The sequence below is a fragment of the Streptomyces sp. NPDC050546 genome, assembly GCF_044457425.1.
GTDB lineage: Bacteria > Actinomycetota > Actinomycetes > Streptomycetales > Streptomycetaceae > Streptomyces.
In genome coordinates, this window is record NZ_JBITGX010000008.1 from 438,709 (window position 1) to 463,871 (window position 25,163).

18 protein-coding genes are annotated in these 25,163 nt (G+C 72.0%); 9 read left to right on the forward strand and 9 right to left on the reverse strand.

The genetic code is table 11. The annotated features are described in order from the left end of the window. Window positions 1-116: 116 nt before the first annotated feature. From ACIBK5_RS22430 to ACIBK5_RS22455, 6 genes are all read right to left on the reverse strand, one after another. Window positions 117-2,984 (reverse strand): glycoside hydrolase family 2 TIM barrel-domain containing protein, encoded by a 2,868-nt coding sequence (locus tag ACIBK5_RS22430; RefSeq protein WP_399021678.1) that lies wholly within the window; start codon window positions 2,982-2,984, stop codon window positions 117-119. A 12-nt stretch (window positions 2,985-2,996) separates the two neighbouring features. Next, complete coding sequence (locus tag ACIBK5_RS22435; RefSeq protein ID WP_399021680.1) at window positions 2,997-3,893, reverse strand: carbohydrate ABC transporter permease; 897 nt, start codon at window positions 3,891-3,893, stop codon at window positions 2,997-2,999. After that, complete coding sequence (locus ACIBK5_RS22440) at window positions 3,890-4,855, reverse strand: carbohydrate ABC transporter permease (RefSeq protein ID WP_399021682.1); 966 nt, start codon at window positions 4,853-4,855, stop codon at window positions 3,890-3,892. The genes ACIBK5_RS22435 and ACIBK5_RS22440 overlap by 4 nt, the downstream gene beginning before the upstream one ends. A 21-nt stretch (window positions 4,856-4,876) precedes the next feature. Continuing rightward, window positions 4,877-6,142, reverse strand: a complete 1,266-nt coding sequence (locus ACIBK5_RS22445; RefSeq protein ID WP_399021684.1) for an ABC transporter substrate-binding protein — start codon at window positions 6,140-6,142, stop codon at window positions 4,877-4,879. A gap of 221 nt (window positions 6,143-6,363) precedes the next feature. Continuing rightward, complete coding sequence (locus tag ACIBK5_RS22450; protein ID WP_382496400.1) at window positions 6,364-7,614, reverse strand: ROK family transcriptional regulator; 1,251 nt, start codon at window positions 7,612-7,614, stop codon at window positions 6,364-6,366. A 208-nt stretch (window positions 7,615-7,822) separates the two neighbouring features. Then, complete coding sequence (locus ACIBK5_RS22455; RefSeq protein ID WP_399021687.1) at window positions 7,823-8,479, reverse strand: ANTAR domain-containing protein; 657 nt, start codon at window positions 8,477-8,479, stop codon at window positions 7,823-7,825. A gap of 229 nt (window positions 8,480-8,708) precedes the next feature. On the opposite strand from ACIBK5_RS22455, the gene ACIBK5_RS22460 reads away from it, so the two are divergent. After that, a complete protein-coding gene (locus ACIBK5_RS22460) occupies window positions 8,709-9,053 on the forward strand; it encodes a helix-turn-helix transcriptional regulator (protein WP_399021689.1) in 345 nt (114 codons plus the stop codon). Between the two features lie 16 nt (window positions 9,054-9,069). On the opposite strand, the gene ACIBK5_RS22465 is transcribed toward ACIBK5_RS22460, so the two are convergent. Further along, entirely contained in the window at window positions 9,070-10,326 is a 1,257-nt protein-coding gene (locus ACIBK5_RS22465; protein WP_399021691.1) for a D-arabinono-1,4-lactone oxidase, read from the reverse strand. A gap of 171 nt (window positions 10,327-10,497) precedes the next feature. Between ACIBK5_RS22465 and ACIBK5_RS22470 the strand changes: the two genes are divergently transcribed. The 4 genes from ACIBK5_RS22470 to rsgA all read left to right on the forward strand — a co-directional run bounded on the left by ACIBK5_RS22470 (window position 10,498) and on the right by rsgA (window position 16,062). Then, entirely contained in the window at window positions 10,498-11,505 is a 1,008-nt protein-coding gene (locus tag ACIBK5_RS22470) for a hydroxyacid dehydrogenase (protein ID WP_399021693.1), read from the forward strand. 182 nt (window positions 11,506-11,687) lie between these two features. Then, complete coding sequence (locus ACIBK5_RS22475) at window positions 11,688-13,013, forward strand: radical SAM protein (RefSeq protein ID WP_399021695.1); 1,326 nt, start codon at window positions 11,688-11,690, stop codon at window positions 13,011-13,013. Between the two features lie 233 nt (window positions 13,014-13,246). Beyond that, entirely contained in the window at window positions 13,247-14,749 is a 1,503-nt protein-coding gene (locus ACIBK5_RS22480; RefSeq protein ID WP_399021697.1) for a cellulose binding domain-containing protein, read from the forward strand. Window positions 14,750-14,955: 206 nt separating this feature from the next. Further along, entirely contained in the window at window positions 14,956-16,062 is a 1,107-nt protein-coding gene (gene rsgA / locus ACIBK5_RS22485; protein WP_399021699.1) for a ribosome small subunit-dependent GTPase A, read from the forward strand. A gap of 48 nt (window positions 16,063-16,110) precedes the next feature. Here rsgA and ACIBK5_RS22490 read toward each other — a convergent pair whose 3' ends face one another. Then, window positions 16,111-18,966, reverse strand: a complete 2,856-nt coding sequence (locus ACIBK5_RS22490; protein ID WP_399021703.1) for a BTAD domain-containing putative transcriptional regulator — start codon at window positions 18,964-18,966, stop codon at window positions 16,111-16,113. Between the two features lie 140 nt (window positions 18,967-19,106). On the opposite strand from ACIBK5_RS22490, the gene ACIBK5_RS22495 reads away from it, so the two are divergent. The 4 genes from ACIBK5_RS22495 (at window position 19,107) to ACIBK5_RS22510 (ending at window position 24,604) form a co-directional block, all read left to right on the forward strand. Beyond that, window positions 19,107-19,439 carry a hypothetical protein gene (locus tag ACIBK5_RS22495; protein WP_399021704.1) on the forward strand — a complete coding sequence of 111 codons (333 nt, stop codon included), beginning with the start codon at window positions 19,107-19,109 and terminating at the stop codon, window positions 19,437-19,439. 35 nt (window positions 19,440-19,474) lie between these two features. Continuing rightward, a complete protein-coding gene (locus tag ACIBK5_RS22500) occupies window positions 19,475-22,633 on the forward strand; it encodes a lantibiotic dehydratase (RefSeq protein ID WP_399021706.1) in 3,159 nt (1,052 codons plus the stop codon). Between the two features lie 73 nt (window positions 22,634-22,706). Next, window positions 22,707-24,119, forward strand: coding sequence for a bifunctional transcriptional activator/DNA repair enzyme AdaA (locus ACIBK5_RS22505; RefSeq protein ID WP_399021708.1), 1,413 nt, complete (start codon window positions 22,707-22,709; stop codon window positions 24,117-24,119). Then, window positions 24,119-24,604 (forward strand): methylated-DNA--[protein]-cysteine S-methyltransferase, encoded by a 486-nt coding sequence (locus tag ACIBK5_RS22510; RefSeq protein ID WP_399021710.1) that lies wholly within the window; start codon window positions 24,119-24,121, stop codon window positions 24,602-24,604. The genes ACIBK5_RS22505 and ACIBK5_RS22510 overlap by 1 nt, the downstream gene beginning before the upstream one ends. A gap of 21 nt (window positions 24,605-24,625) precedes the next feature. On the opposite strand, the gene ACIBK5_RS22515 is transcribed toward ACIBK5_RS22510, so the two are convergent. Then, window positions 24,626-25,108: a DUF456 domain-containing protein gene (locus ACIBK5_RS22515; RefSeq protein WP_399021712.1), complete on the reverse strand. Its 483-nt coding sequence runs from the start codon at window positions 25,106-25,108 to the stop codon at window positions 24,626-24,628. Between the last annotated feature and the right edge of the window lie 55 nt (window positions 25,109-25,163).

Sequence of the window (25,163 nt, forward strand, 5' to 3'; positions counted from 1 at the left end):
CGGCTTCGAGGGCCGACCGGCCGCGGATGACGTCCCGACACTGTCGGAATGTCGATCAATTGGTCAATCGATTAAACGATTTCTTACCTGGAGTTCCTCTCGCCCCGGCGGTCGAGTCACCCGGTGGTCGAGAACACGAACGAGAACTCCGCCGGCTCCGCCTTCAGGAAGTACCGCGGCAGCGGACCCGGGCCGCACGACTGCGAGCCGATGCCGTGCTGCCCGTGGTCGAGGTTGACCCACACCGTGTCGCCGGCCGTGAGGTCGGTGCGGTGCCGGGCCGCCTCGAGCTGCTCGGTCGTCCAGCGCCGGGCGGTGAACCAGAACTCCGGGTCGCCCTCGATCCGCAGCCCCCCGAGCTCCACCCAGCGGACGTCGGCGCGGGCGCCGTTCTCCTGCGGACGGACGTACGGCGTCTGCAGTCCGTCCACCGTCGACTGCCAGCGGCCCACCATCGACGCCGTCGTGGTGTCCGGGTACGCCTCGCCCGGACCGCCGCCGAACCACTCCACCCGGTCGGCCTCCGGCAGCCCGAAGCGGACCCCGAGCCGGGGCAGCGGCACCGTCCAGTCGCCCTGCGGGGTCACGGACACGGTCAGCCGCAGCCGCTCACCGTCGGACGTCCAGCGGTACACCGTGTCCAGACCGACCTCGCGGGCCGCGGGCGCCACCCGCGTCCGGACCGTCAGCGCGTCGTCGCCGGCCTCGACCGAGACCAGACGGTGCCGCATCCGGTGCAGGCCGAGCGTGCGCCACAGCATCCCGTAGCGGGTGTCGGTCTGCCATTCCGCGCCGTCGTCGTTGTCGGTCGGCGCCCGCCACACGTCCAGCTTCGGTGCCGCGCCGACCGTCACCCCGCCGATCGAACGCAGGGCGCCGGTACGGGGGTCGAACTCGGCCGGGCCGAGGGTGATCCGGTCCGTGTCCGCCACGGGCCGGTCGCTCGCCGGGAAGGACGGCAGCGGCCGTGCCCCCACGGCGAACTGCCCCCAGGCCACGACATGGTCCTTCGGACCCCAGACCGTGTCCTCGGCGAGCAGCGCCCGCACCGTCCACTGGCGTTCGCCGCCCCGGCCGTCCGCGGGCGGCTCCGGCAGCTTCACCTCGGCGCTCTCGCCCGGCACGAGCACCGGCACCGCGAGCGGGCCCGACTCGACGGTCTCGCCGTCCACCTGGCAGGACCACTCGAAGGCCAGCGCGGACAGGTCGGCGAAGTCCTGCTTGTTGGTGATGCGCACGGTGCCGTCGGTGCCGTCGCCCTCGATACGGACCGGCTCGATGACCTTCTTGTACTCGACCAGGCCCGGCGACGGCGTCCGGTCCGGGAAGACCAGCCCGTCGCAGACGAAGTTGCCGTCGTGCAGCTCCTCGCCGAAGTCACCGCCGTACGCGTAACCCAGCTCGGCGTGCTTGACGCCGTGGTCGATCCACTCCCAGATGAACCCGCCCTGGAGCCGCTCGTGCTTCTCGAACAGTTCCTGGTAGTCGGCCAGTCCGCCCGGGCCGTTGCCCATCGCGTGCCCGTACTCGCACTGGATGAAGGGGAGTTCCCGGCGCTTGCCGGTACCGCCGTCGAGCCGCTGCCCGATCTTGTCGACCTCGTCGTGGAAGGCGTACATCCGCGAGTACACGTCCGTGTCCCGGCAGTTCCAGTCGCCCTCGTAGTGCACGAGGCGCTCGGGGTCGCGGTCGTGGATCCACTCGGCCATCGCGGTGAGCCCGCGGCCGGTGCCGGCCTCGTTGCCCAGCGACCAGAACACGATGGACGGGTGGTTCTTGTCCCGCTCGACCATCCGCTCCGCGCGGTCCAGCAGGGCCGGGGTCCAGCGGTCGTCGTCGACCGGGTTGTCCCGCCAGTCCTGCTCGGTGAAGCCGTGGGTCTCCAGGTCGCACTCGTCGATGACCCACAGGCCGTACTCGTCGCACAGGTCCAGGAAGGCCGGGTGCGGCGGGTAGTGCGAGGTGCGCACGGCGTTGAGGTTGTGCCGCTTCATCAGCAGCACGTCCTCGCGCATGGTCTCCAGGTCGAGGGCGCGGCCCTGCTCCGGGTGCCACTCGTGCCGGTTGACGCCCTTGAAGAGGACGGCCTTCCCGTTGACCTTGATCAGGCCGTCCTCCAGGACGACCGTACGGAAACCGATCCGCAACGGCACGCGCTCGCCGTCCGTCGCCAGCACACCGTCGTACAGCTTCGGCGTCTCGGCGGTCCACGGCGCGACCGCGACCGTCACCGAGTCACCCGTCGCGACATCGATGTCCAGCGCCGGGACGGTCACCCGCCCTTCGACGTCGGAGTCGACGCGCAGGGTGCCCTCGCCGGTGGTGTGGTCGTACGACGCGTGCACGAAGAAGTCGCCCACGCTGCCCGCCGGGCGGTGCAGCAACGTCACGTCACGGAAGATGCCCGGCAGCCACCACTGGTCCTGGTCCTCCAGGTACGAGCCCGCCGACCACTGGTGCACCCGCACCGCCAGGACGTTGCCGCCCGGCTTCAGCAGATGCCCCACCGCGAACTCGTGCGGCAGCCGGGAGCCCTTGAACTCGCCGAGCTCCGTGCCGTTCAGCCAGAGACGGGCGCAGGACTCGACGCCGTCGAACCGCAGCACCGCCCCGCCGTCCGACGGCCAGTCCGACGGCAGGTCGAAGACGCGCAGATGGTCACCGGTCGGGTTCTCGGTCGGGACGTGCGGCGGGTCCACCGGGAAGGGGTAGAGGTGGTTGGTGTAGATCGGGGACCCGAACGCCCCGTCGCCCTGGAGGACCCAGTGCCCGGGGACCGTGACCTCGGCCCAGCCCTCGGCGTCGTAGCCCTCCTCGGCGAACGAGTCGTCCTCGGCGTCGACGGTGGCCGCCAGGCGGAAGCGCCAGCTGCCGTTCAGCGACAGGGACGCGGCGTCCGAGGACGCGTACCAGGCCCGGGGCGCGAGCGCCCCGCTGCCCGGGGAGACGTCCTCGACATAGTCGGCGGTGGTGCGGAAAGACATCGGTCTCCTAGCTCAGCCCTTGATGCCGGTCTGGGCGATCCCCTGCACCAGCCAGCGCTGGAGGAAGAGGAAGACGAACACCAGGGGCAGGATGGATACGGCCGTGGCCATGAAGATCATGTGGAACACGACGGTCTGGTTGGTCATGTAGCTGGACAGCGCGACCTGCACGGTCCACGCTCCCGGATCCTGCCCGATGACCAGGGGCCACAGGAAGGCGTTCCAGCCCGCGATGAAGGTGATGGTCGCCATGGCCGCGAAGAAGTTCAGCGAGTTGGGTACGACGACACGCCAGTAGGCGCCCCAGTAGCCCAGACCGTCCATGCGCGCCGCCTCCTCCAGCTCCTTGGGGAATCCCAGGAAGTACTGCCGGAAGAGGAAGCAGGTGAAACCGCTGAACAGGCCCGGGATGATGAGACCCCGGTAGGTGTCCACCCAGCCGAGCGAGGAGACCAGCACGAAGCTCGGCACGAAGGTGACCGCGGTGGGGACCATCAGGGTTCCCAGGACGGCGTAGAAGACCTTGTTGGCGTGCTTGTACGGGATGCGGGCCAGGGCGTAGCCCGCGAGGGAGCACACCAGCAGGACACCGACGGTGTGCAGGGTGGCCACGACCGCCGAGTTCCACAGGGACTGGGCGAAGGGGACCGTCTCGTCGGTGAAGAGCTCGCCGATGTTGCCCCACTGGATGTCCGTGGGGAAGAACTTCCAGTTCTCTCCGGTGATCTCGGCGTCGGTGGAGAGGGCGTTGCGGACGAGGATGTAGAACGGGATCAGGAAGAGGAACGCGGCGACACCCGTGGCGACGTAGAGGCCGGTGGAGCTCATCACTCCGCCGCCGCGCCTGGCCCGGCTGGTCGTGTCCGATTCCGGCGCGGACTTGCGCACCTTGGGCATGGTGGTGGTCACTTGGACTCGTCCCCCCTTCCGAAGCCCATGAGCTTGCCCTGGAGCAGGGTCACGGCGCAGATCAGCACGGTCAGGATCAGCGCGCCCGCGCTGCCGGCGCCGTAGTCCTGGCTCTCGCCCAGGGCCTTGTAGTACAGCTCCATGAGGGGCGGGCGGCCCCAGGTGGTCTTCGACAGCAGGTTGAAGAACTCGTCGAAGGCCTGGTAGGCGGCGACGAGCAGCAGCAGGATCACCGCGGTGGACGTGGCGCGCAGCTGGGGCAGGGTGATGTGCCAGAAGGTCTGCCAGCCCGGCTTGGCGCCGTCGATGGCGGCGGCCTCGTACAGCTCGTCCGGGATGTTCTGCAGGGCCGCGATGAAGAGGATCATGTAGAAGCCGGACTGCAGCCACAGCCTGGCGCTCACGATGACCAGCCAGTACCAGGGCGGATTGGGGTCGATCAGCCAGGCGATGTTCTCGATGCCGAACCAGCCGAGGACCGTGTTCATCAGGCCGAAGCGGACCCCGCTGAAGATGGACATCTTCCAGATGAGCGACGCGGCGACATAGCTGACCGCGGTCGGCAGGAAGAAGACCGACCGGAAGAACGCCCGCATGAAGCGCATCCGGTTCACCAGCAGGGCCAGGCTCAGGGAGAGCGCCCAGGTGGTGGGCACGATGAACGCGGCGAAGACGGTGAAGGTGCCGAGCGAGCCGACGAAGTCGTCGTTCGTCAGCATGTACACGTAGTTGTCGAACCCGACGAACTTGTCGGGCGTGACGGTGAAGCGGGCCTCGAAGAAGCTGAGCCACAGGCTCCAGAGGATCGGCGCGTAGACGAAGATCGCCAGGCCGATCAGGAAGGGCCCGGTGAAGAGCCAGAAGTTGACGGTGGGGCTGCCCCGCAGACCCCGCCGCGGCTTGGCCGGGGAGGCCTTGGCCGGGGCGGGGCTCGCGAGGTCGAGCTTGGTGGTCGTCGACATGTCGTGTTTCCGTCCCGCGACCTATCCGAACAGCTTCTTGAGCTCGCGGTTGACGGCTGCGTCGGCCTTGTCGAGAGCCTTCCCCGGGTCCATGTCCTTGCGGACGGAGTTGGCGAAGACGTCCTCCAGGGCGGTGATCATGGCCTGGGTCCAGCCGATGTTGTCGAAGTGGCCGAACTCGTTGAAGAGCTTGACGCCTTCAGCGGCGTTGCCCGACTTGAGCTTGTCGGCCGTCTTGGCGAGCGAGGTGCGCGGCGGGATGTGGAAGCCGTAGGAGGTGGCCCAGTCCTCCTGGTACTGCTTCTGGTCGATCCACAGCCACTTCACGAACTCCTTGGCCGCGTCGACGTTCTTGCTCTTGGCGTTGACGAACATCGACCAGCCGCCGTTGTAGACCGACTGCTTGCCGGAGTCCCCGACCTTCGGGAAGGGGAAGACGCCCCAGTCGTCGCCGAGCGCGTCCTGGATCGCGGGCATCGCCCACATGCCGCAGAACTGGATGGCGCACAGGCCCTGGTTGAACGAGGACGGGTCCCAGGACTCGGTCGGGGCGCCGAGGAGGAGATCGCCGCTGGTGAACAGCTTGCGCATCTTCTTGATGCCCTCGATGACGCCGTCCGTGTGGTAGGCGATCTCGTTCTTCTCGTTGAGGGTGTCGGCTCCCGCCGACCAGATCATCGGGCTGATGACCGAGTGCAGGTCGTTGCCCATGTACAGGCCCTTGACCTTGCCGGTGGTCAGCTTGGCCGCGGCCTCCATCAGTTCGTCGAGGGTGGTCGGCACCTCGACCTTGGCCTTCTCCAGCATCGACTTGCGGTAGAAGAAGAACTGCGGGTCGTCGATCATCCGGACGCCGTATATCTTCCCGTCGACCGTGTGCGACTTGATGTCGGCCGGGTTGAAGTCGTCCTTGACCGGCTCGACGATGTCGGTCAGGTCCGCCACCTGGCCGCTCTTGACCATCTGGATCTGCGGGTGGAACTCGAAGAGGTCCGGCGCGTTCTTGGTGAGCAGGGCCGAGAAGAGCTTGCTCTCGAAGTCCGCGCTGGTGATCCACTGCGTGGTCACGTTGGCGTCCTTGTACGCCTTCGCGTACTTCTTGATGGCCTGCTCGGTGCCTGCCTCACCGTACGCGTGGAACATCTGCGTCAGGTTGGTGCCCGACCCGGACCCACCGCCCCGCCCGGTGTTGCTGCCGCACGCGGCGAGTCCGCCGGCGGCGGCCAGGCCCATCGCGGCCCGCAGTACGTTGCGGCGGTCCCAGTTCATGTTGCTCGATGCCGACATGCTGACGTCCTTGTCTCGAGTACGGCTGCGGCTCTTCGGCTCACTGCCTGATGGCTCACGGGCCCGGGGGCTCGCGCCAGATGGCTCAAAGAGAGGTGCGGTGCGGGACGCTAGAGCTTCGGCTAAGGCTTCGGCAAGGGGTTGGACGAAGTCTGTTCGAAGCGTTGTGTCCGGTTCGCGATTTCGAACATGCGGGGGGAGCGGAGGAGTTGCTTCCGCCGCTACGAGGGTGGCGCGGCGGCGGTTCGGCTCCTCACGGGGGCGGTGCGTTTGCCGTTCTTCTGCCCGACGGCCTGCAGCGCGCCCTCCAGCGCGAACGTCGCCGCGCCCAGGCACACCGGGTCGGTGGGGATCGGGGAGAGGACGATCTCGGTGGCGGCCAGTGGCCGCGGCAGCGCGTGCCGGGTCACGGCCTCACGCACCTCGTGCAGCAGAGGTTCGCCCAGGGTGCGGGCGACCCAGCTGCTCAGCACGACGATCTCGGGGTTGAACAGGTTCACCAGGTCCGCGACGCCGGCGCCCAGATAGCGGGCGGTCTCATGGACGGCCCGGCGTGCCACCGGGTCGTCCGCCGCGATCCCGCGGGCCAGCGCGTCGATGGTCGCCGTCTGGTCGTCCGCGTGCAGCAGCGCGCTGTCGGGGCCGATCTCCCGCAGGTTCAGCATGATGCCGCGCGCGCCGACGTACGTCTCCACACAGCCGTGGTTGCCGCAGCGGCACAGCCGCCCGTCCAGCACCATCGTCGTGTGGCCCCACTCGCCGGCGCTGTTGCTCACCCCGCGGTGCAGTCCGCCGCCCAGGACGAGCCCGGCGCCCACGCCGGTCCCGAGGTTGACCACCACGGCGTTCCCGGCCCCGCGCGCGGCCCCGAACCACAGCTCGGCGACCGCGCTGGCGCGCAGCGGGTTGTCCAGGTAGAGCGGGTAGGCGATGTGCTCCGTGAGCAGGTCGAGCAGCGGTACGTCGTGCCAGTCCCAGTTGGGCGCGTACTCCGAGATGCCGGTGGCGCGGTCCACCTGCCCCGGCACGCTCACACCGACCCCGAGCACCCGGGCGCCCTCGATGCCGGCCTGGGTGACCACCGAGCCGACGGCGGTGGCCACATGGCCGACCACCTGCTCGGGCAGGCTCTCACTCGCCCGGACGTCCTCCTCGGCGCGGGCCAGGACGTTCAGTCCCAGGTCGAACAGCTCGACATGGACATAGGTCTCGGCGATGTCGACGCCGATCAGCGCGCCGCCCGAGGCGTTGACCGCGACCAGGCCCCGGGGCCGGCCGCCGGCCGAGTCCTCGAAGCCGACCTCCGTGATCATGCGGAGGTCGAGCAGCTCGCCCACGAGCGTGGCCACCGTGGCGAGGCTGAGGCCGGTCGCGGCCGCCAGCTCCTGCCGGGAGGTGGGTGACTCCGCGATGATCTGGCGCAGCACCTCGTAGCGGTTCGCGGTGCGGATGTCGCGTGATGTGCGCTTCACCGGGGTGCCCCATCCCTTCCCAGACCTGCCCTGGCCGGGGTCGACGTCGGCACCGGCGCGGCGCAAGGCTATGGGCTGGCGGGACTTTCGACAAGGGGTTTGGAAAGGGGCTTTATAAAGTGCGCTCCTGGTGGAACCGGCGGTGGCCGGCCATGGCCTGTTCATGATGCCTGAGGTGGCGGGCGCGACGGGTCGCGGTAGGGCTGTGTCAGTCCCCGTGCCCGGCGGTTCCGCTCGCGGGGCCGGCTGCCGCCGCGCTCGGGGGGCTCGCACTCGCGACCGCGGCCGCGAGTTGCCGCCGCATCTGCTCCGGCAGGGTGGTTCCGTGGGCGGTGCTCACCAGTTCCTCGGCCAGCTGGCGCAGCTTGGTGTTGGTGTTCTGGGAGGTCCGCACCAGCACGCTCCAGGCCGCCTCGGGGCTCAGCCCGAAGGAGGCCATCAGGATGCCGCGGGCCAGATCGATCGTCGGCCGGGTCTGCATCGCCTGTCGCAACTGGGCGACTTCGGCCCGCAGGTCCTGGTCGGCGTCGGTCCGGGGGGAGACGGCACGGGCGGGCGGGGGGACGGCGTTCGTCAGCAGCTCCCGGGTGCCGGTCAGGTCGAGGACCCGCTCGACCGCGCGGCCACTGGAGCGCACGGCGACCGTCTTGTCCAGGGCCAGGGCGCGCATGCGCAGATCCAGCAGCACGTTGAGGCCCGAGCAGTCGCAGAAGCCGACCGCGTCCAGGCACAGGTCGATGCCGCTGCCCGACAGCGTCAGGATGTCGTACAGATCCGGCAGGAGCCGTCGGCTTCCCAGGTCCAGTTCCCCCCACAGGGTCACCAGCATCCGGTCGCCGTCCGGTGCGACGTCCATGGTCGCCATGCACGGCGGGATCGCCGCCGGCGTGTTGCCGTCAGCCGTGGACGCGGCGCCCTCCCGCGTGTGAGGCCGCGCAGAGTACGCAGGCTCCGGCATGGCTCTGTTCTCCCTTGTCCGTTCGCCCTGCCTCCGTGTTTACAGCGTTGCCTCTCTACCCCACACACGTCAACCGATACATGAAATGAAGTACGTGTTTTTGAGTGCGTGAACCCCTGGTCGCTAGAGTTGGGGCATGGATGGAGTGCCCGAGCCCCACACCGGATGGACGTTCATCACCAACCACGCCCGGGTGCTGGCGGCCATCGCCGACAATCACAGTGCCCGTATCCGGGACATCGCCGCCCACTGCCGGCTCACCGAACGCGCTGTGCAGAAGATCATCGCCGACCTGGAGCAGGACGGATATCTCTCCCACACCAAAGAGGGCCGCACCAACACGTACCGGATCGACCCGGGCAAGGTGCTGCGCCACCCCGCCGAGGCCGGTCTGACCGTGGCGTCACTGCTCTCCCTGCTCGTCCAGGCCGAGGCCGACCGCACCTCGGTCCCGGGCGGCAGGCCGCGCGCCGCGACCTGACTCGCCGACCGCCTGTCTATGCCTCCGCGAGCACGTCCCGCACGAAGGCGTTGGCGAACTTCCCCTCCGGGTCCAGCTCCCGCGTCAGCGCACGGAAGTCGTCCAGCCGTGGATACAGCCCGCCCAGGACGGACGCGGGCACCGTGAACACCTTGCCCCAGTGCGGCCGTGCCCCGAAGGGCTCAAGCGCCTCCTCGACCCGCCGCACCACCGGCAGCACCGCCCCGGTGTCCTCGATCCAGGTGAAGTGCGCCGCGACGGTGTCCCGGCCGTGGGACGGGCTCAGCCACTGGTCGTCACCGGCGACCGTACGCACCTCACAGGTCTGCAGCACCGGGGCGACCGTCTCCCGGATCGCGTCGAGCGCGCGCAGCATCTCCACGGCGTGCCCGCGCGGCAGCAGATACTCCGACTGAAGCTCCGCCCCGCTGCTCGGGACGAACTCCGCCCGGAAGTGCGGCAGCCGCTCGTGCCACGGCCCCGGCGTACCGAACTGCTCGGTGCAGTTCACCGCGGGCATGCCCGGCACCGGGTGCATCTTCTCGGTGGCGGGAGCCGCCCAGGGAAAGGCCGGCAGCGCCTGGTCGGTGCGCCGCTTCAGCCACACCTGCCGGAAGCCCGGCGCACGCCAGTCGGTGAACAGGCTGACGCTGTACCCCGTCGCCATCACCGTCTCGAACGTCCCCGAGTCCAGCCCCTCCAGCGGCAGTTCGGTGAACACATGCTGCTCGACCTCGAAGGCCGGCTCCACGTCGAGGGTGAGCGCGGTGACGACACCGAGCGCGCCGAGCGATGTGACGGCCCCGCCGAAGCGCTCCTCGTCCCGTCCTATCGTCACCGTCGAGCCGTCCGCCGTGACCAGTTCCACCTCGCGCACGACCGTCGAGAGCGGGCCGTTGAGCACCCCCGAGCCGTGGGTGCCGGTCGCGACCGACCCGGCCACCGAGATGTGCGGCAGGGACGCCATGTTGTGCAGCGCCAGACCCTGCCCGTGCAGCCGGCGGGCCAGCTCCGCGTAGCGCACCCCGCCGCCGACGCGGACCGTACGGGCCGCCGTGTCGACGTCCACCTCGGGTGGCAGACCGGCCAGCGACAGCAGGACGCCCTCGGCGCCCGGCTCGGCGATCCCGTTGAACGAGTGCCCGCTGCCCAGCACCCGCACCCGGTCGCCGTCCGCGACCAGCGCGCGCAGCGCGGTGAGCGAGCCCGGCCGGTGCAGCTCCTTGGCCGCGTAGGTGATGTTGCCCGCCCAGTTGGTCACGGTGCCGGTCATCCACGTCGTCCTTCCCCGAGGCTGTGGGGACGGCAAGCCCCTGCCGGAACCTACCCCGGCCCGGTGTCCGTTGCCGCCGCCACCCGGCTCGGCCTACCGTGGAGAGGTTGTAGAGAGCGGTTTCTGCATGCTCCGTCTCTCCGTGTGCCACCGAGCCGGAAGGTCACCTCCTTGAGCCAGCGCCCCCAGGCACTGTTCGCCATGGCCGCGGAGAACGTGCCGCTGGTCTTCCCGCCCGAGGTGCTGGCGCGGCTGCGGGAGTCCGTGGACATCGATCCCGCCCTGGTGGCGCAGGACTTCACCGACCCGCGCGTGCTCGGTGCACTGGCCCGGACCGAGATCCTGGTGACCGGCTGGGGCTGCCCCCGGCTCGACGAGACGGTCCTCGACGCGGCTCCCCGGCTGCGCGCCGTACTGCACTCGGCCGGCTCGGTGAAGTCCTTCGCCACCCCCGGGATCTGGGGGCGCGGCATCGCCGTCTCCTCCGCCGCCGTCGCCAACGCGCTGCCGGTCGCCGAGTACACCCTCGCCATGATCCTGCTCGCCGGGAAGGACGTCCTCGCCGCGCGCGACCGGATGCGCACGTCCCGCACCTCCGCCGGCTGGGGCGTCGTCCCCGGCATCGGCAACTACGGCCGTCGCGTCGGCGTGATCGGCGCCTCCCGCATCGGCCGCCGCGTCCTCGAACTGCTCCGCCCCTTCGATCTGCGGCCCGCCCTCACCGACCCGTACGTCGACGAGGCGGAGGCCGCCGCGCTGGGCGTCCCCCTGCTGCCGCTGGACGATCTCCTGCGCACCTCCGACATCGTCACCGTCCACGCCCCCGAGACACCCGAGACCCACCATCTGATCGGCCGCCGCGAGCTGGCCCTGATGCCGGACGGCGCGGTGCTCGTCAACACCGCGCGCGGCGCGCTGGTCGACCACGACGCCCTCGTGACGGAACTGCGCGCCGAGCGCCTCACCGCCATCCTCGACGTCACCGACCCCGAGCCGCTCCCCGCCGACTCGCCCCTCTACGACCTGCCCGGCGCCTTCGTCACCCCGCATCTCGCGGGTTCCCAGGGCAACGAGCTGGCCCGCCTCGGCCGTACGGTCGCCGAGGAGGCGGAACGACTGCTGTCCGGAGGGAGACCGGCCTACACGGTCGACCTGGCGGCGCTGGAGCGCGAGGCCTGACAGCACGCTCCGCCGGCAGCGCCGGTAGGTGCTCACGATCGGGCGGGCCGCAGGCCGCCGTGGGTGGTGCGTGTGCCGCCGGGTGGGGTGTCGGGCTCGCTTCGAGGGGACCCGGTACCGCTCACGCACAGCCGTGGGCATACCGTGAGGAGTCGTACGTTCGAGCCGGGAGGAGAGACGGGATGAGCAGCGGCAGCCGTACCGCGCTGGTCGAGGATCTGATGGAGCGATTCCCGCACGTCCCGCGGGAGGCCGTCTTCAAGGAGGACCTGCTCCGGGGCGGAGTGGCCTTCGACCCGTCCGCGCTCAGCGACAACGAGGGCGGCGAGGTCAAGCCGAAGTCGTACTTCATCTTCTCCTTCGACCACGGCACCCTGCCCGAGCTGGGCGAGGCCGCGCTGCGCCGCCCGCCCGAGGAGATCATCCTCACCGGCGGCCCGTACGACCTGCGCCGGACCGTCGTCTCGGTCCGGGTGAACCCCTCCTCGCCGTACCGCGTCGCCGCGAACGAGGACGGCGTGCTCGGCCTCTACCTTGACGGCAAGCGGATCTCCGACGTCGGCGTGCCGCCGATGCCCGAGTACTACCGGCACACCCTCGCCAACGGGAAGTCGGTCATGGAGGTGGCCCCGACCATCCAGTGGGGCTACCTGATCTACCTGACCGCGTTCCGCGTCTGCCAGTACTTCGGCGCCAAGGAGGAGTGCCAGTACTGCGACATCAACCACAACTGGCGCCAGCACAAGGCGGCGGGCCGCCCGTACACGGGTGTGAAGGACGTCGACGAGGTCCTCGAGGCGCTCGAGATCATCGACAAGTACGACACCGCGAAGGTGTCCACCGCGTACACGCTCACCGGCGGCGCGATCACGTCGAAGGTCCAGGGCCTGGACGAGGCGGACTTCTACGGGCGGTACGCCAAGGCCATCGAGGAGCACTTCCCGGGCCGCTGGATCGGCAAGGTCGTCGCCCAGGCGCTGCCCAAGGACGACGTGCAGCGCTTCAAGGACTACGGCGTGCAGATCTACCACCCCAACTACGAGGTGTGGGACGAGTACCTCTTCAAGATGTACTGCCCGGGCAAGGAGCGCTACGTCGGCCGCGACGAGTGGCACAAGCGCATCCTCGACTCGGCGGACATCTTTGGCGCGCGCAACGTCATCCCCAACTTCGTGGCGGGCGTGGAGATGGCCGAGCCCTTCGGGTTCAAGACCGTCGACGAGGCCATCGACTCCACCACCGAGGGCCTGCGCTTCTTCATGTCCCACGGCATCACGCCCCGCTTCACCACCTGGTGCCCCGAGCCCACGACCCCGCTCGGCAAGGCCAACCCGCAGGGCGCGCCCCTGGAGTACCACATCCGTCTGCTCCAGGCGTACCGGCAGACGATGGAGGACTTTGGCCTCTCCTCGCCCCCCGGCTACGGTCCCCCCGGCGCCGGGAACGCGGTCTTCTCGGTCAGCTCCTTCATGGACAGCCTGCCCGCGGACGAGCCGGTGGAGATCTGACGCCTGACTCGTTCCCCGCTGTGTCTCGATGGCGGCCCGATGTGATCCGGGTCGCCATCGAGACGTTTCGGCGTTCCGTACGTATCTACTTCCGGAGTCGGCCGCATCAGGATTTGAATACGCGGCTTGTCAGTTGTGTCGAGAACGTGAAAAACTCGTCCCCTGCCCCGAGGTTCCCCCCAACTCCTTTGCCAACATGGTGAGTTGACCTCGCTTGTGGATGCAGGAGACTCATGCCCGACCTGCCGACCCCTCAGGACGCCTCCGAGGCCGCGCTGTTCTCCGAATGCTGGGACGCGGTCCTCGCCTACGCCGACCTGTGCACATCCGGTTCCACCGCTGCCGCACAGCTGGGCCGCGAGGCGTTCGCACACGGCATACGTGAGGCACGCGCCGCCGACGCCGACCCGGTCCGCGCCTCCGGGCGCCGACCCGCCCGGCTGCCCCGCATACCCCTGCTGCTGACCGCCGTACGCACCACGGCCGCGGACTGGGAGGAGGCGGGACAGGGGCACAAACTCGACCCCGACCTGCGGCTGTGGCTCAACTCGGACAAGGCCGCCCGGTACACCGGGCCGCCCCTGCGGCGCCCGCTCGCGCTGCGCGGACTGCGCGACCTCCAGCAGGCGGACGCCGAACTGCTGTGGCTGGCCGAGGTGGAGGCGCTGCCGCTGTCCCTGGTCGCCCGCCGGCTGGGCCTCGACCCGGCCACCGCCGACGACGAACTCCAGCAGGTGCGCACCCTGTTCCGGGACCGCAGCCACCGCAACCACCTCGACACGCCGATGGACGCCCGGTGCCGCAGTTACGCCCGGCTGCTTGACGCCGTCACCCGGGCCCCCGCCGCCGACACCCCGGGGGACCTCTCCCGGCACCTCGCCACCTGCGTGGAGTGCGCCGAGGCCGCCGCCTGTCTGCGTCTGCACGGCGGAGGACTGCCCGGGGCGCTGGCCGGCGGGGTGATCGGCTGGGGCGGGCTCGCCTATCTGGAGCGCCGCCGCCGCGCCGCCGAGGTGCGGCTGGGCGCCGGCCGTCCGGGCCGGGCGGAACTGCCGCCCGGAGAGTCGGAGGAGGGCGCGCAGAAGGCGCGCGTCGCCCGCAACGGCCTCCTCGTCGCCGCCGTCCTGGTGTCCGTCCTGGCCCTCGGCGTCTCGATGATGCCCTTCGGCGGCAGCGGCGACGACCTCGGAGCACGCGGTGACGCCGGCCGTCAGCCGGTGGCCGACCCCGACCTGTCCGTGCCGTCCGTCCCTTCCCTGCCTCCCGCGACCTCGAAGCCGGCCGGCAAGGCCACCGAGCACACCGAGAACAGGGGCAAGTCACAGAAGCCCGGCAAGCCGGAGAGCGGCGACAGCCGGACCGAACCGCAGGGCACCTCCTCTCCCACAGAACGCCCGGAAGACCGCGAGAGCGAGGACCCCACCTGCCGGGTCGAGTACGACCTGGTCAACCAGTGGCCCGACGGCTTCCAGGCCACCGTCACCGTCACCACCAACGAGCCCCTCGACTCCTGGCGAGTCTCCTGGTCCTTCCGGGACGGCCAGCGGGTCGGCCAGATGTGGGACGCCTCCGTCTCCCAGAACGGCTCCCGTGTCACCGCCACCGCCGCCGACTACAACAAGTCGGTCCAGGCGGGCGACGACCTGGCCTTCGGCTTCCTCGCCTCCTGGCACGGCAAGAACTCCCCGCCGTACGACTTCGAGCTCAACGGCGAGGACTGCGCGAAAACCGGTTGACGCGACTCCGCCGTGACGGGATACCGTGACGGCGGTTCACACGAGAAGCCCAAGAGAACCGAAGAGACCAAGGACGAGGAGGTGTTGACCGATGGCTGTCACTGCGACGAGCGCTGCCCGCATCCAGTTCATCAAGTCCACCTCCATGGCCACCGGCTGATCCGACCGACCGTCGGGCCGGGGGCCGACCTTGGAAAGGGTCACCCTTGACCTCCAGCTCCGCTTCATCCGTTTCCTCCGCGCTCGCTCCCTACGGCTGGGACGAGGCATGGGCGGCCGAGTTCGCCCCCTACGACACCGAAGGACTGCTGCCCGGACGTGTGATCCGGGTCGACCGCGGCCAGTGCGACGTCGTCACCGCCGACGGGATCCTGCGGGCCGACACCGCGTTCGTCACACCGCACGACCCGCTGCGGGTCGTCTGCACCGGCGACTGGGTCGCCGTCGAACCCGGCGGGAACCCGCGCTACGTCCGGGCGTATCTGCCGCGCCGCACCGCGTTCGTCCGCTCCACCTCCTCCAAGCGGTCCGAGGGGCAGATCCTCGCGGCCAACGTCGACCACGCCATCGTCGCCGTGTCCCTCGCCCTCGAGCTCGACCTGGGCCGTATCGAACGGTTCCTCGCGCTCGCCTGGGAGTCCGGGGCACAGCCCGTCGTCGTCCTCTCCAAGGCCGACCTCGTGCCGGACGCCGTCACCCTCTCCCACCTCGTCCAGGACGTGGAGACCAGCGCGCCCGGCGTGCCGGTGGTGCCCGTCAGCTCGATCGACGGGGACGGGCTCGACGTGCTCGCGGCGATCGTCGCCGGTGGTACGTCCGTGCTGCTCGGGCAGTCCGGCGCGGGCAAGTCGACCCTCGCCAACGCCCTGCTCGGCGAGGACGTCATGACCGTCCAGGCCACCCGGGACGCCGACGGCAAGGGCCGGCACACCACCACGACCCGCAATCTGCTCGCCCTGCCCGGCGGCGGGGTCCTGATCGACACCCCCGGACTGCGGGGCGTCGGGCTCTGGGACGCCGGGACCGGCGTCGGGCAGGTGTTCTCCGAGATCGCGGAACTGGCCGAGCGGTGCCGCTTCCACGACTGCGCCCACGAAGCCGAGCCGGGCTGCGCGGTACTGGCCGCCATCGAGACCGGTGAGCTGCCGGAGCGGCGACTGGACAGCTACCGCAAGCTCCTGCGGGAGAACCAGCGCATCGTCGCCAAGACGGACGCCCGGCTCCGGGCCGAGATCCGCAAGGACTGGAAGCGGAAGGGGGCGATCGGCCGGGCCGCGATGGAGGCCAAGCGCGGAGCACACCGGCGCTCGTAGACGCGTCGCCGCCGGCCGGCCGCGGCGCGACGGTGTCGGCGACCGGTGCTACGGCCCCGAGTGACCGTCCGGTCGGCGCGCCGAGGCGAGTTCCAGGGCCAGGGCCACCCGGTCGGCCGCCGTGAAGCCTACGTCGTGCGCCATGACGTAGGCCTCGTCGCCGAGTTCCTGCCGGACGCGCAGCTCCGCGGACAGGTGTGCGGTGTGGAACGGCAGCAGGCCGGTCAGGTCCACCCCCATGTCCCGGCGCAGCCCTTCGGCGGCACCGAGCAGCGTGGCCGCCGGGCCGGGCCGGGCGACGGCGGCCGTCGCCCACGCCAGGCTCTCCACGCCCCACACCGGGCCCCAGTTGTCGCCGACCGCCCGCTGCCGGGCCAGGGCGTCCCGCAGCCAGGGCAGTGCCCGCGCCGGATCGCCGTACCGCAGCTCGGCGATCCCCGCACACCAGGTCGCCCAGCTCCTGGCCCACTCGGCACCGGACGCCTCGGCCTCTGCGACATACACCTCGCGGGTGGCCAGGGCGGTGTCACGGGGGCCCAGGAAGGCGGCGGCCATGGCCCACATCATGGTGGCCATGTGGGTGTCCCCCGGTTGTCCGGCGGCTCGGAACGCCTCGCGGGCCCGGGCGAGCCGGTCGACGGCCGTGGTGTCGCCGTCGACGAGCAGCGCGCAGGCGCCCTCGACGAACCGGACCGCGGGGTGGGTCGTCGGGGCGGCCTCGGCCGGCCGGCACGCGTCCAGGAAGGTCCGGACGCCGGTCCGGTCGCCCTGACACAGGGCGACCCACGCCGTCATCGCGCGGGCGGCGACGTCCTGGTCCGGTCCGGTCGTGCCGCCCGGGCGGGCCAGCAGCCGCTCCAGCCAGTGCCGGCCCTCCCCGAGCGTGCTGCTGAAGAACCAGCTCCGGGAACGGCCCAGGTCGACCGCGAAGTCCAGGCCCGTGCCGGTCAGGTCCGGAACGGACGCGCACAGGTCGAGCGCCGAACGGATGTTGGGCAGGTCGAGACGGAGCCGGGTGAGCAGGTCCACCTCCTGCGGCCCGCACCACTCGGCGGCGGCCCGGGCGGCGAGGTCCCGGTAGTGGCGTACGTGGCGCAGCCGCACCGCCGACACGTCACCGCGTTCGTCGAGCCGGTCCCGGCCGTACTGGCGGATCGTCTCCAGCAGCCGGTATCTGACCCGCGGCCCGGTATGAGCGGCGTACACGATCGACTTGTCGACCAGCGCCGCCAGCAGATCACGGACGTCCCCGGGGGCGAGGGCCCCGCCCGTGCAGACCGCCTCGGCGGCGTCGAGGTCGAAGCTGCCGGTGAAGACGGAGAGCCGGCTCCACAGCAGCCGCTCGGCCTCGGTGCACAGATCATGACTCCAGTCGATGACCTGGCGCAGGGTGCGCCGCCGGTCGTCCGGGCCGCCGCCCCGGGGTGCGGCCAGCAGCCGGAAGCGGTCGTCGAGCCGGTCCAGGATCTCCCCGGCGGCCAGGGTGTTCAGCCGTACGGCGGCCAGCTCGACGGCGAGCGGGATGCCGTCCAGGCGATGGCACAGCTCGGCCACGGCGGCACGGTTCGCCTCCGTGACGCGGAAGCCGGGCGCCGAGGCCGCGGCCCGGTCGGCGAGCAGCCGCAGCGCCTCGCAGCCGGTGTCGTCGGCCCGCTCGGGCAGGGCGAGGCCGGGGACCACGACGACATGCTCTCCCGGGACCGCGAGCCGCTCCCGGCTGGTGGCCAGCACGGTCAGTTCCGGTGCCCACCGCAGCAGCCGCAGCACCAGGGCGGCGACCGGTTCCACCAGGTGCTCGCAGTTGTCAAGGACCAACAGCAGCCGTCGGTCGCGCAGATGCTCGGTCACCGCGTCGGCCACGGGCCGGCTGGAGTGGTTGCGCAGACCGAGCGACTCCGCCACCGCCCGGTCCAGCAGGCCCGGATCGGTCAGCGGTGCCAGGTCCGCGAGCCACACCCCGTCGGGGAAGGAAGGGGCCGACCGGGTCGCGGCACGCAGCGCCAGCCGGGTCTTGCCGACTCCGCCGACCCCGGTCAGGGTCACCAGCCGGGTCCGCGCCAACAGGTCGGTGACATGGTGGAGTTCCCTCTCGCGGCCCACGAACGACGTGGTCTCGGCGGGCAGCCGGCCCGCGGTCCGGTCCCGGCCTGCGAAGGCCACGGGGGTGTCGTCACCGGACAGCACCCGGCGGTGCGCCTCACGCAGCCCGGCCCCGGGGTCGACGCCCAGTTCCCGTGCGAGGGTGGCCGCCGCCTCCCGGTAGCAGTCGAGGGCCTCGCCCTGCCGTCCGCTCCGGTGCAGGGCCAGCATCCGCTGCTCGTGAAAGCGTTCACGCAGGGGGTGTGCCCCGGCGAGGGTGCGCAGTTCGGACAGCACCCGCGCGTGCCGGCCCAGCGCCAGATCGGCGTCGATCCGCAGTTCCAGGGCGTCGAGAAGGGCCTCGCCCAGGGCGGGCAGCACCTCCCGCAGTGACTCCGCAGGCAGGTCGGGGAGCGGGTCGCCCCGCCAGAGCCGGACGGCCTCGTGCAGCGGGCCGGACGCGTCCGCCGGGCGCCCCGCCTCCAGTGCCGTTCGACCGCGCCGGACCAGTGCCGTGAAGCGGTGCAGGTCCACGTCCTGCGGGGTGACGTCGAGCAGATAGCCGGACGGACGGGTCAGGAGGAGGTCGCGGCCGAGAGCGCGGCGCAGCCGCAGCACGTAGTTCTGCAAGGCGTTGGGGACACGGGCGGGCTGCCGATCGCCCCACACCCGGCGGGCGAGGCACTCCACCGGCACGGTCCGTCCCGCGTCCACCAGCAGCGCGGCCAGCAGGGCCCGCAGCCGCGCCGCGCCGAGCGGCACGGGCACTCCGTCCCGCCGGATCTCCAGCGGCCCCAGCACCATGAACTCGTAGCGTGCACCCATCGCGTTCATGATGCTACACAGGGTGACTCTCGTGAGGTGGTGTCGGTGAGAGCCGTACGTGACCGGGCCGAGAGCGGGCCGGGTGACGGTGGACGGGTCCACGACGAACCGACGACTCGACGTTCCGAGAGGAGAACACCGTGCACGACGATCCGTTCGACCTCGACACGCGGCAGACCGGCGCGGGGGAGGGGCACGCTGCCGCCCTGACGAGTACGACCTTGCACCCGTGGTCGGGAGCGGCTGCCCGGCAGGCGACCCAGCAGACCATGCACCCGTGGTCCGGTGCCGCCGGGCAGCGGACCAGCCACACCATGCACCCGTGGTCGGGTGCCGCCGGGCAGCGGACCAGCGGCACCTTGCACCCGTGGTCGGGTGCTGTCGGGCAGTTGACCAGCCAGACCCTGCACCCATGGTCCGGTGCCGCCCGGCACGCGACCCAGCACGGCACGATGCCGTTCCCGACGCTGTGACCCGGAACGGCCCTTCGGAACCGGGTCGGACGCGGATGCCGTCCGACCCGGTCTTCGATCATCTCGGCACGGCCCTGCTGCGCTCTCCCTTGCTCCCCGTCGACGCGCTGCGGACACCGGCCACGGCGGATCCGGCCGACGTGACGGACGCGACGGACGAGGCCAAGGCGCTGCGCGCGGCCATCATGGAACTGACCGACGATCCACTGCTGTACGAGGCCCTGGCACTGTCCAGCCCGTCCCTCGGCCGGCGGCTGGAGTCCGTGCGGGCGGGCGGGGACGTGTCCCTGTCCGCGCTGCGCCGCACCTGGCGCGCGGTGCTGCGCTACCGCGTACGGATGGCCGGCCGGCCCACACCGTTCGGGCTGCTGGCGGGCGTCACACAGGCCCGGTTCGGGGAGACCGCGCGGGTGCGGCTCGGGCCGGCGCACGGCAAGTCGGTCCGCCCCGACGCCGAGTGGCTGGCCTCTCTGACGCAACGCTGGGAGCGGGACCCGGCGATCCTGGCCGGACTGCGCCTGTCGGCCAACGGTCTGTGCGTGCGGCGCGGCGACCGACTGGTCCTGCCCTACGCCCCTGCCGCGCCGGAAGCCGGGCCCGCGGAGGCGGAGGAACCCCGCGAGGTGTCGGTGCGCTGGACGGCTGCCGTGGCGGCGGCCTATGAGCACGCCCGCCGGCCGGTGACCCATGCCGCTCTCACGGAACATCTCCGCGCCCGGCTGCCCGCCGCACCCGCCGGCGCGATCGAGAACCTGGTCACGGAACTCGTCACCCTCGGCCTCCTGCTGACGGACCTGTCGCCGCCGCCCGGAGCGGCGGATCCGCTGGCGCACGTGACCGACTGTCTGGCGGGTGTCCCGGCCGCGACGGGCGAGGCACGGCGGCTCGCGGGGGTGGCCGCCGCACTCGCCGACTACGCCGAACGCCGGCCGGGCCGGGGGCTGCTCGCGCTGCGCGCGGCCGAGGACCGCATGGACGCCCTGGCCCAGCGCCCGTACCGCCTCGCCGTGGACACCGCGCTCGACGCGGACATCATCCTTCCGAACGCGGTCGCCGAGGAGGCACGGCGCGCCGCGGACCTGCTGTGGCGCCTCGGCCCGCCGGTCACCGGGACGACGCGCCCGCTCGCCTCGTACCATCGCGGCTTCCTCGAACGGTACGGCCTCGCACGGGCGGTACCGGTGGCCGAACTCCTCGATCCGGTCCGCGGACTCGGCCCTCCGCTGCCGGACACGGCGACGCGGGCAGGTGCCCGGGAACGTGTGCTGACGGCCCTGGCCCAGGAGGCGACCGCGTCCGGTGCGCGCGAGATCGTCCTCACCGACCGGGACCTGGACGCCCTCGGCGACGACTCCGGCGTCCCTCCGCCCTCGGCCGAGCTGGTCTTCCAGCTCCTGGCGCCGTCCGAACAGGCGCTCAACGAGGGGCAGTTCACCCTTGTCGTGTTCGACCGGCTCACCGGCACCTGGCCGGCCGGCTCCCTCGCGGCCCGGTTCGCCCATCTGCTGCCCGAGGCGGGGCGGCCGTTCGCCGAGACGGCGCCCACGGCGCTCGCCGGTGCCGCCTCGCCGAACGGTGCCGTCCTCCCGGTCCAGTTGGTCTTCCGCCCGGCCCTGTCCCGCGCCGGCAACGTCGTCCGCACTCCCCGCTGGGTCGAACACACCGTGGCAGCCGGCACGTTCGGGGAGGGCGCGGACGCCGGGCACCTCGCCCTGGACGACCTGGCGGTGGTCGGCGAGCCGGACCGGTTGCGGCTGGTGTCCCTCCGGCACGACGGGCAGGAGGTCGCCGCGGGCACCTTCCACATGCTCGACACCAGGCTGCTGGCGCCCCCGCACGTACGCCTGCTGCATCTGCTGAGCATCGACCACGTCCGGCCCTTGCTCGGCTGGGACTGGGGGACGGCGAGGGACTGGCCCTGGCTGCCCGCCGTACGCCACGGCCGGACCGTGCTGTGCCGGTCCCGGTGGCTGGTCCGGGACGCCGACGTCCTGGACCACCGCACCGGGTTCACCGCCTGGTCGGAGGCGCTCGGGTCGTGGCGGCGCCGGCTGCGGGTGCCCGACGTGGTCGAGGCCGGCGGCGGTGACCGCCTGCTGCCGCTGGACCTGTCCCGCACGGCGGACGCCCGGCTGCTGCGCGAGGAACTGCGGCGCGACCCCGGCACCCCGCTGCACGAACGGCCCGACCTGACCGGAGACGGCACGGGCTGGCTCACCGGACCGCACGGCACGCACGCCGCCGAGATCTCCGTACCGTTGCTGCGCTGCGAGCCCTCCGCCGCCACCGCCACCCGGGCCGTCACCCGGCGTCCCCTCGTCCGCCGCGGCGACGACCCCGCGGACGGCCTGCCGGGAGGCTCATGGCTGTACGCCAAGCTGTACTGCCCCGGCCCGCTCCAGGACACGGTCCTCGCCCGCCACCTGCCGGAGCTGCTGGAATCCCTGCCGTCCGGGGCGGACCGCTGGTTCTTCGTCCGGTACGCCGATCCGGACCCCCATCTGCGGCTGCGCCTGCACGGCGACCCCCGGACGCTGTACGGCGAGATCCTCCCCGCGCTCCACGACCTGGCGGCGGACCTGCGGCGGCACGGGCTCGTCGGCCGGCTGGCCCTGGACACCTACGACCCGGAGACGGAGCGGTACGGAGGCACGGCCCGGACCATGGAGGCGGCGGAACGGGTCTTCCACGCCGACAGCGCCGCGGCCCTCGCACAACTCCGCCTGCTCGACCGCGCCCGGCCACCGGCCGGCCCGCTGCCGCTCACGGCGGCCGGCCGGGCCCAGCTCGCCTGGCACCTCGTCCCGGGCACCCCGGCCGAGCGCGCCCGGCACCTGCTCGCGGTCGCGCCCCGCGACGAACACCACCGTTCCTTCCGCGACCACCGTGCCGAGGCGCTTCGGCTCGTCGACCCGTTCGGTGACTTCGCGGCGCTGCGCGAGGAGGCCTGGGCGGCTCCGCTCCTGGCCGCCTGGCAGACCCGCGCGGCCGCCGCCGACAGCCTGGCTCAGTGCCTGGCCGAGGCGTCCGCCGACGCCGACGCGGTGGACGCGGTACTGGCCTCCCTGCTCCACATGCACCACAACCGGCTGACGGCTGATCCCACGCCGTGGGCCGAGGGCCGGGTGGCCGCCCTCGCCCGAGGTGCCGTGGAGGCGCACCTGGCACGCCGCGAGGCGCGGCCCGCCCCATGACGCGGCCCGGCACCCGAAGCGCCATGTCCGATTTCCGCCAGCGGCAGGCCGTCCCACGGCGGAGACTGGACGTGTGAGAGACCAGGCAACGGACGAGGACACCAGGTACGAGGCCGTACGCAGCCGCGACGCCCGCTTCGACGGCGTGTTCTTCTTCGCCGTCGAGACAACTGGCATCTACTGCCGGCCGAGCTGCCCCGCGGTCACCCCGAAGCGGCCCAACGTACGGTTCTTCGCCACGGCCGCCGCCGCGCAGGGCTCGGGCTTCCGGGCCTGCCGGCGCTGCCGCCCGGACGCCGTGCCCGGCTCCGCCGAGTGGAACGTCCGCGCGGACGTGGTGGGCCGGGCCATGCGGCTGATCACCGACGGCGTGGTCGACCGGGAGGGCGTCGCCGGTCTCGCGACCCGGCTCGGCTACAGCGCACGGCAGGTGCAGCGCCAGCTCACCGCCGAGCTCGGCGCCGGGCCGGTCGCCCTCGCCCGGGCCCAGCGGGCCCACACCGCGCGGGTGCTGCTCCAGACCACCGGGCTGCCGGTCACCGAAATCGGATTCGCGTCGGGCTTCGCCAGCGTCAGGCAATTCAATGACACGATCCGGGCCGTGTACGCCTCCACCCCGAGCGAGCTGCGCGCCGCCGTCCCGAAGGGCGGCCGGAACCGCCGTGCGGCCACCCCGAACGCGGGCATCCCGCTGCGGCTCGCCCACCGCGGCCCCTACCAGGCAGGACCCGTCTTCGACCTGCTGCAACGCGAGGCCGTGTCCGGCGTCGAGGAGGTGAGCGGCCCGCCCGGCGCGCGCACCTACCGGCGCACGCTCCGCCTGCCCTACGGCACCGGCATCGTCGCCGTCGACGAGCGCCCCGGCACCGCCCGGGCCGGGCTCGGCGCCCACCCGGGCGGCTGGCTCGACGCCCGGCTGCACCTCACCGACCCCCGCGACCTGACCACCGCCGTACAGCGGCTGCGGCGGCTGTTCGACCTCGACGCCGACCCCTACGCCGTCGACGAGCGTCTCTCCGCCGACCCACGGCTCGCGCCCCTGGTCGCCGCCCGGCCCGGGCTGCGCTCGCCGGGCACCGCAGACCCGGAGGAACTCGCGGTGCGCGTGCTGACCGGCCGGGGGGAAGCCGAACGACTCGTGCGGCGGTACGGCAAGGCGCTCGACGCCCCCTGCGGCAACCTCACCCACCTCTTCCCCGAGCCCGCCGTCCTCGCCGGGGCCGAGCCCGGCGGCACCCTCGGCGCGCTCACCGCCGCCCTCGCCGACCACGCCGTACGACTCGACCCGGGCGCCGACCGGGACGACGCGCAGGACGCCCTGCGCGCCGTGCCCGGCCTGGACGCCCGCACCATCGCCGAGATCCGCACCCGCGCCCTCGGCGACCCGGACGTGGCCCCGCCCGGCCTCGACGTCCCCGACAGCTGGCGCCCCTGGCGCTCGTACGCCTTGAACCACCTGCGCGCAGCAGGGGAGTGGGAGTTGTGATGACCACGACGTACTGGACGACCGCGGAAGGCCCGCTCGGGCCGCTGCTGCTCACCGCCGCCCCGACCGGCGAGCTGACCTCGCTGTCCGTGCCCGGGCAGAAGGGCGGACGGGTGGTGCAGGGCGACTGGCGGCAGGACGCCGGGCCGTTCCGGGAGGCCGAGGAGCAGCTCGCCGCCTACTTCGCCGGGGAACTCCAGGAGTTCCGGCTGCCGTGGCGCACCGAAGGCACGGCCTTCCGGGAGAAGGTCTGGGCCGCGCTGGACGACATCCCCTACGGCTCGACCGTGACCTACGGCGAGATCGCCGCGCGGATCGGAGCGCCCAGGGCGGCCGTGAGGGCCGTCGGCGGTGCGATCGGCGCCAATCCGCTGCTGGTCGTCCGGCCATGCCATCGGGTGATCGGCGCCGACGGCACACTGACCGGCTACGCGGGCGGCCTGGACCGCAAGGTACGGCTGCTCACGCACGAGGGAGTGCTCTGAGCCCGCCTTCCCGGGGCGGTGTCAGCCCCAGAAGACCGCGCCGAGCCAGGCCGCCGCGATCAGCTGGCAGGTGAACAGTTCCGTCAGGATGCTGGAACCGCCCGAGCGCATCACCTGACGCACGGCGGCGACCGCGTCGCCGTGGCGGCCGAGGCGGCGGCGTTCATAGAGATAGATACCGGCCAGATATCCCGGGATCGCGCCGAGCACGGGCAGCAGGACGAAGCCGAGGGTGGATCCGCCTCCGGCCCAGGCCAGCATGCGGCGGTTGGCGCCGCTCGCCCGGAGCCGCCGGGGCGGCAGGGCCCAGCGCACACCCTGGGAGACGAACATCAGGACCGTGGCACCCACCAGGGTCCACCACGCGACCGGCTGGGGATCCTTCAGCGCCCACCACATGACCGCGGCCCACACCAGCAACGACCCGGGCACCGCGGGCAGCAGCACTCCGCACAGACCGAGCAGGATGACCAGCCCGACCAGCAGGAGGTCCCACACTCCCATCTGACCAGCCTGCCGGAATCCGTGAGAAGACGCAGGTCAGAAGCGTGGCCGGGGT

Coding starts and splice junctions, on each gene's coding strand:
- ACIBK5_RS22430 (WP_399021678.1), bottom strand. CDS start 2,984: ATGTCTTTCCGCACCACCGCCGACTATGTCGAGGACGTCTCCCCGGGC.
- ACIBK5_RS22440 (WP_399021682.1), bottom strand. CDS start 4,855: ATGTCGACGACCACCAAGCTCGACCTCGCGAGCCCCGCCCCGGCCAAG.
- ACIBK5_RS22445 (WP_399021684.1), bottom strand. CDS start 6,142: ATGTCGGCATCGAGCAACATGAACTGGGACCGCCGCAACGTACTGCGG.
- ACIBK5_RS22455 (WP_399021687.1), bottom strand. CDS start 8,479: ATGGCGACCATGGACGTCGCACCGGACGGCGACCGGATGCTGGTGACC.
- ACIBK5_RS22460 (WP_399021689.1), top strand. CDS start 8,709: ATGGATGGAGTGCCCGAGCCCCACACCGGATGGACGTTCATCACCAAC.
- ACIBK5_RS22465 (WP_399021691.1), bottom strand. CDS start 10,326: ATGACCGGCACCGTGACCAACTGGGCGGGCAACATCACCTACGCGGCC.
- ACIBK5_RS22475 (WP_399021695.1), top strand. CDS start 11,688: ATGAGCAGCGGCAGCCGTACCGCGCTGGTCGAGGATCTGATGGAGCGA.
- ACIBK5_RS22480 (WP_399021697.1), top strand. CDS start 13,247: ATGCCCGACCTGCCGACCCCTCAGGACGCCTCCGAGGCCGCGCTGTTC.
- ACIBK5_RS22490 (WP_399021703.1), bottom strand. CDS start 18,966: ATGGGTGCACGCTACGAGTTCATGGTGCTGGGGCCGCTGGAGATCCGG.
- ACIBK5_RS22500 (WP_399021706.1), top strand. CDS start 19,475: ATGCCGTCCGACCCGGTCTTCGATCATCTCGGCACGGCCCTGCTGCGC.
- ACIBK5_RS22510 (WP_399021710.1), top strand. CDS start 24,119: ATGACCACGACGTACTGGACGACCGCGGAAGGCCCGCTCGGGCCGCTG.
- ACIBK5_RS22515 (WP_399021712.1), bottom strand. CDS start 25,108: ATGGGAGTGTGGGACCTCCTGCTGGTCGGGCTGGTCATCCTGCTCGGT.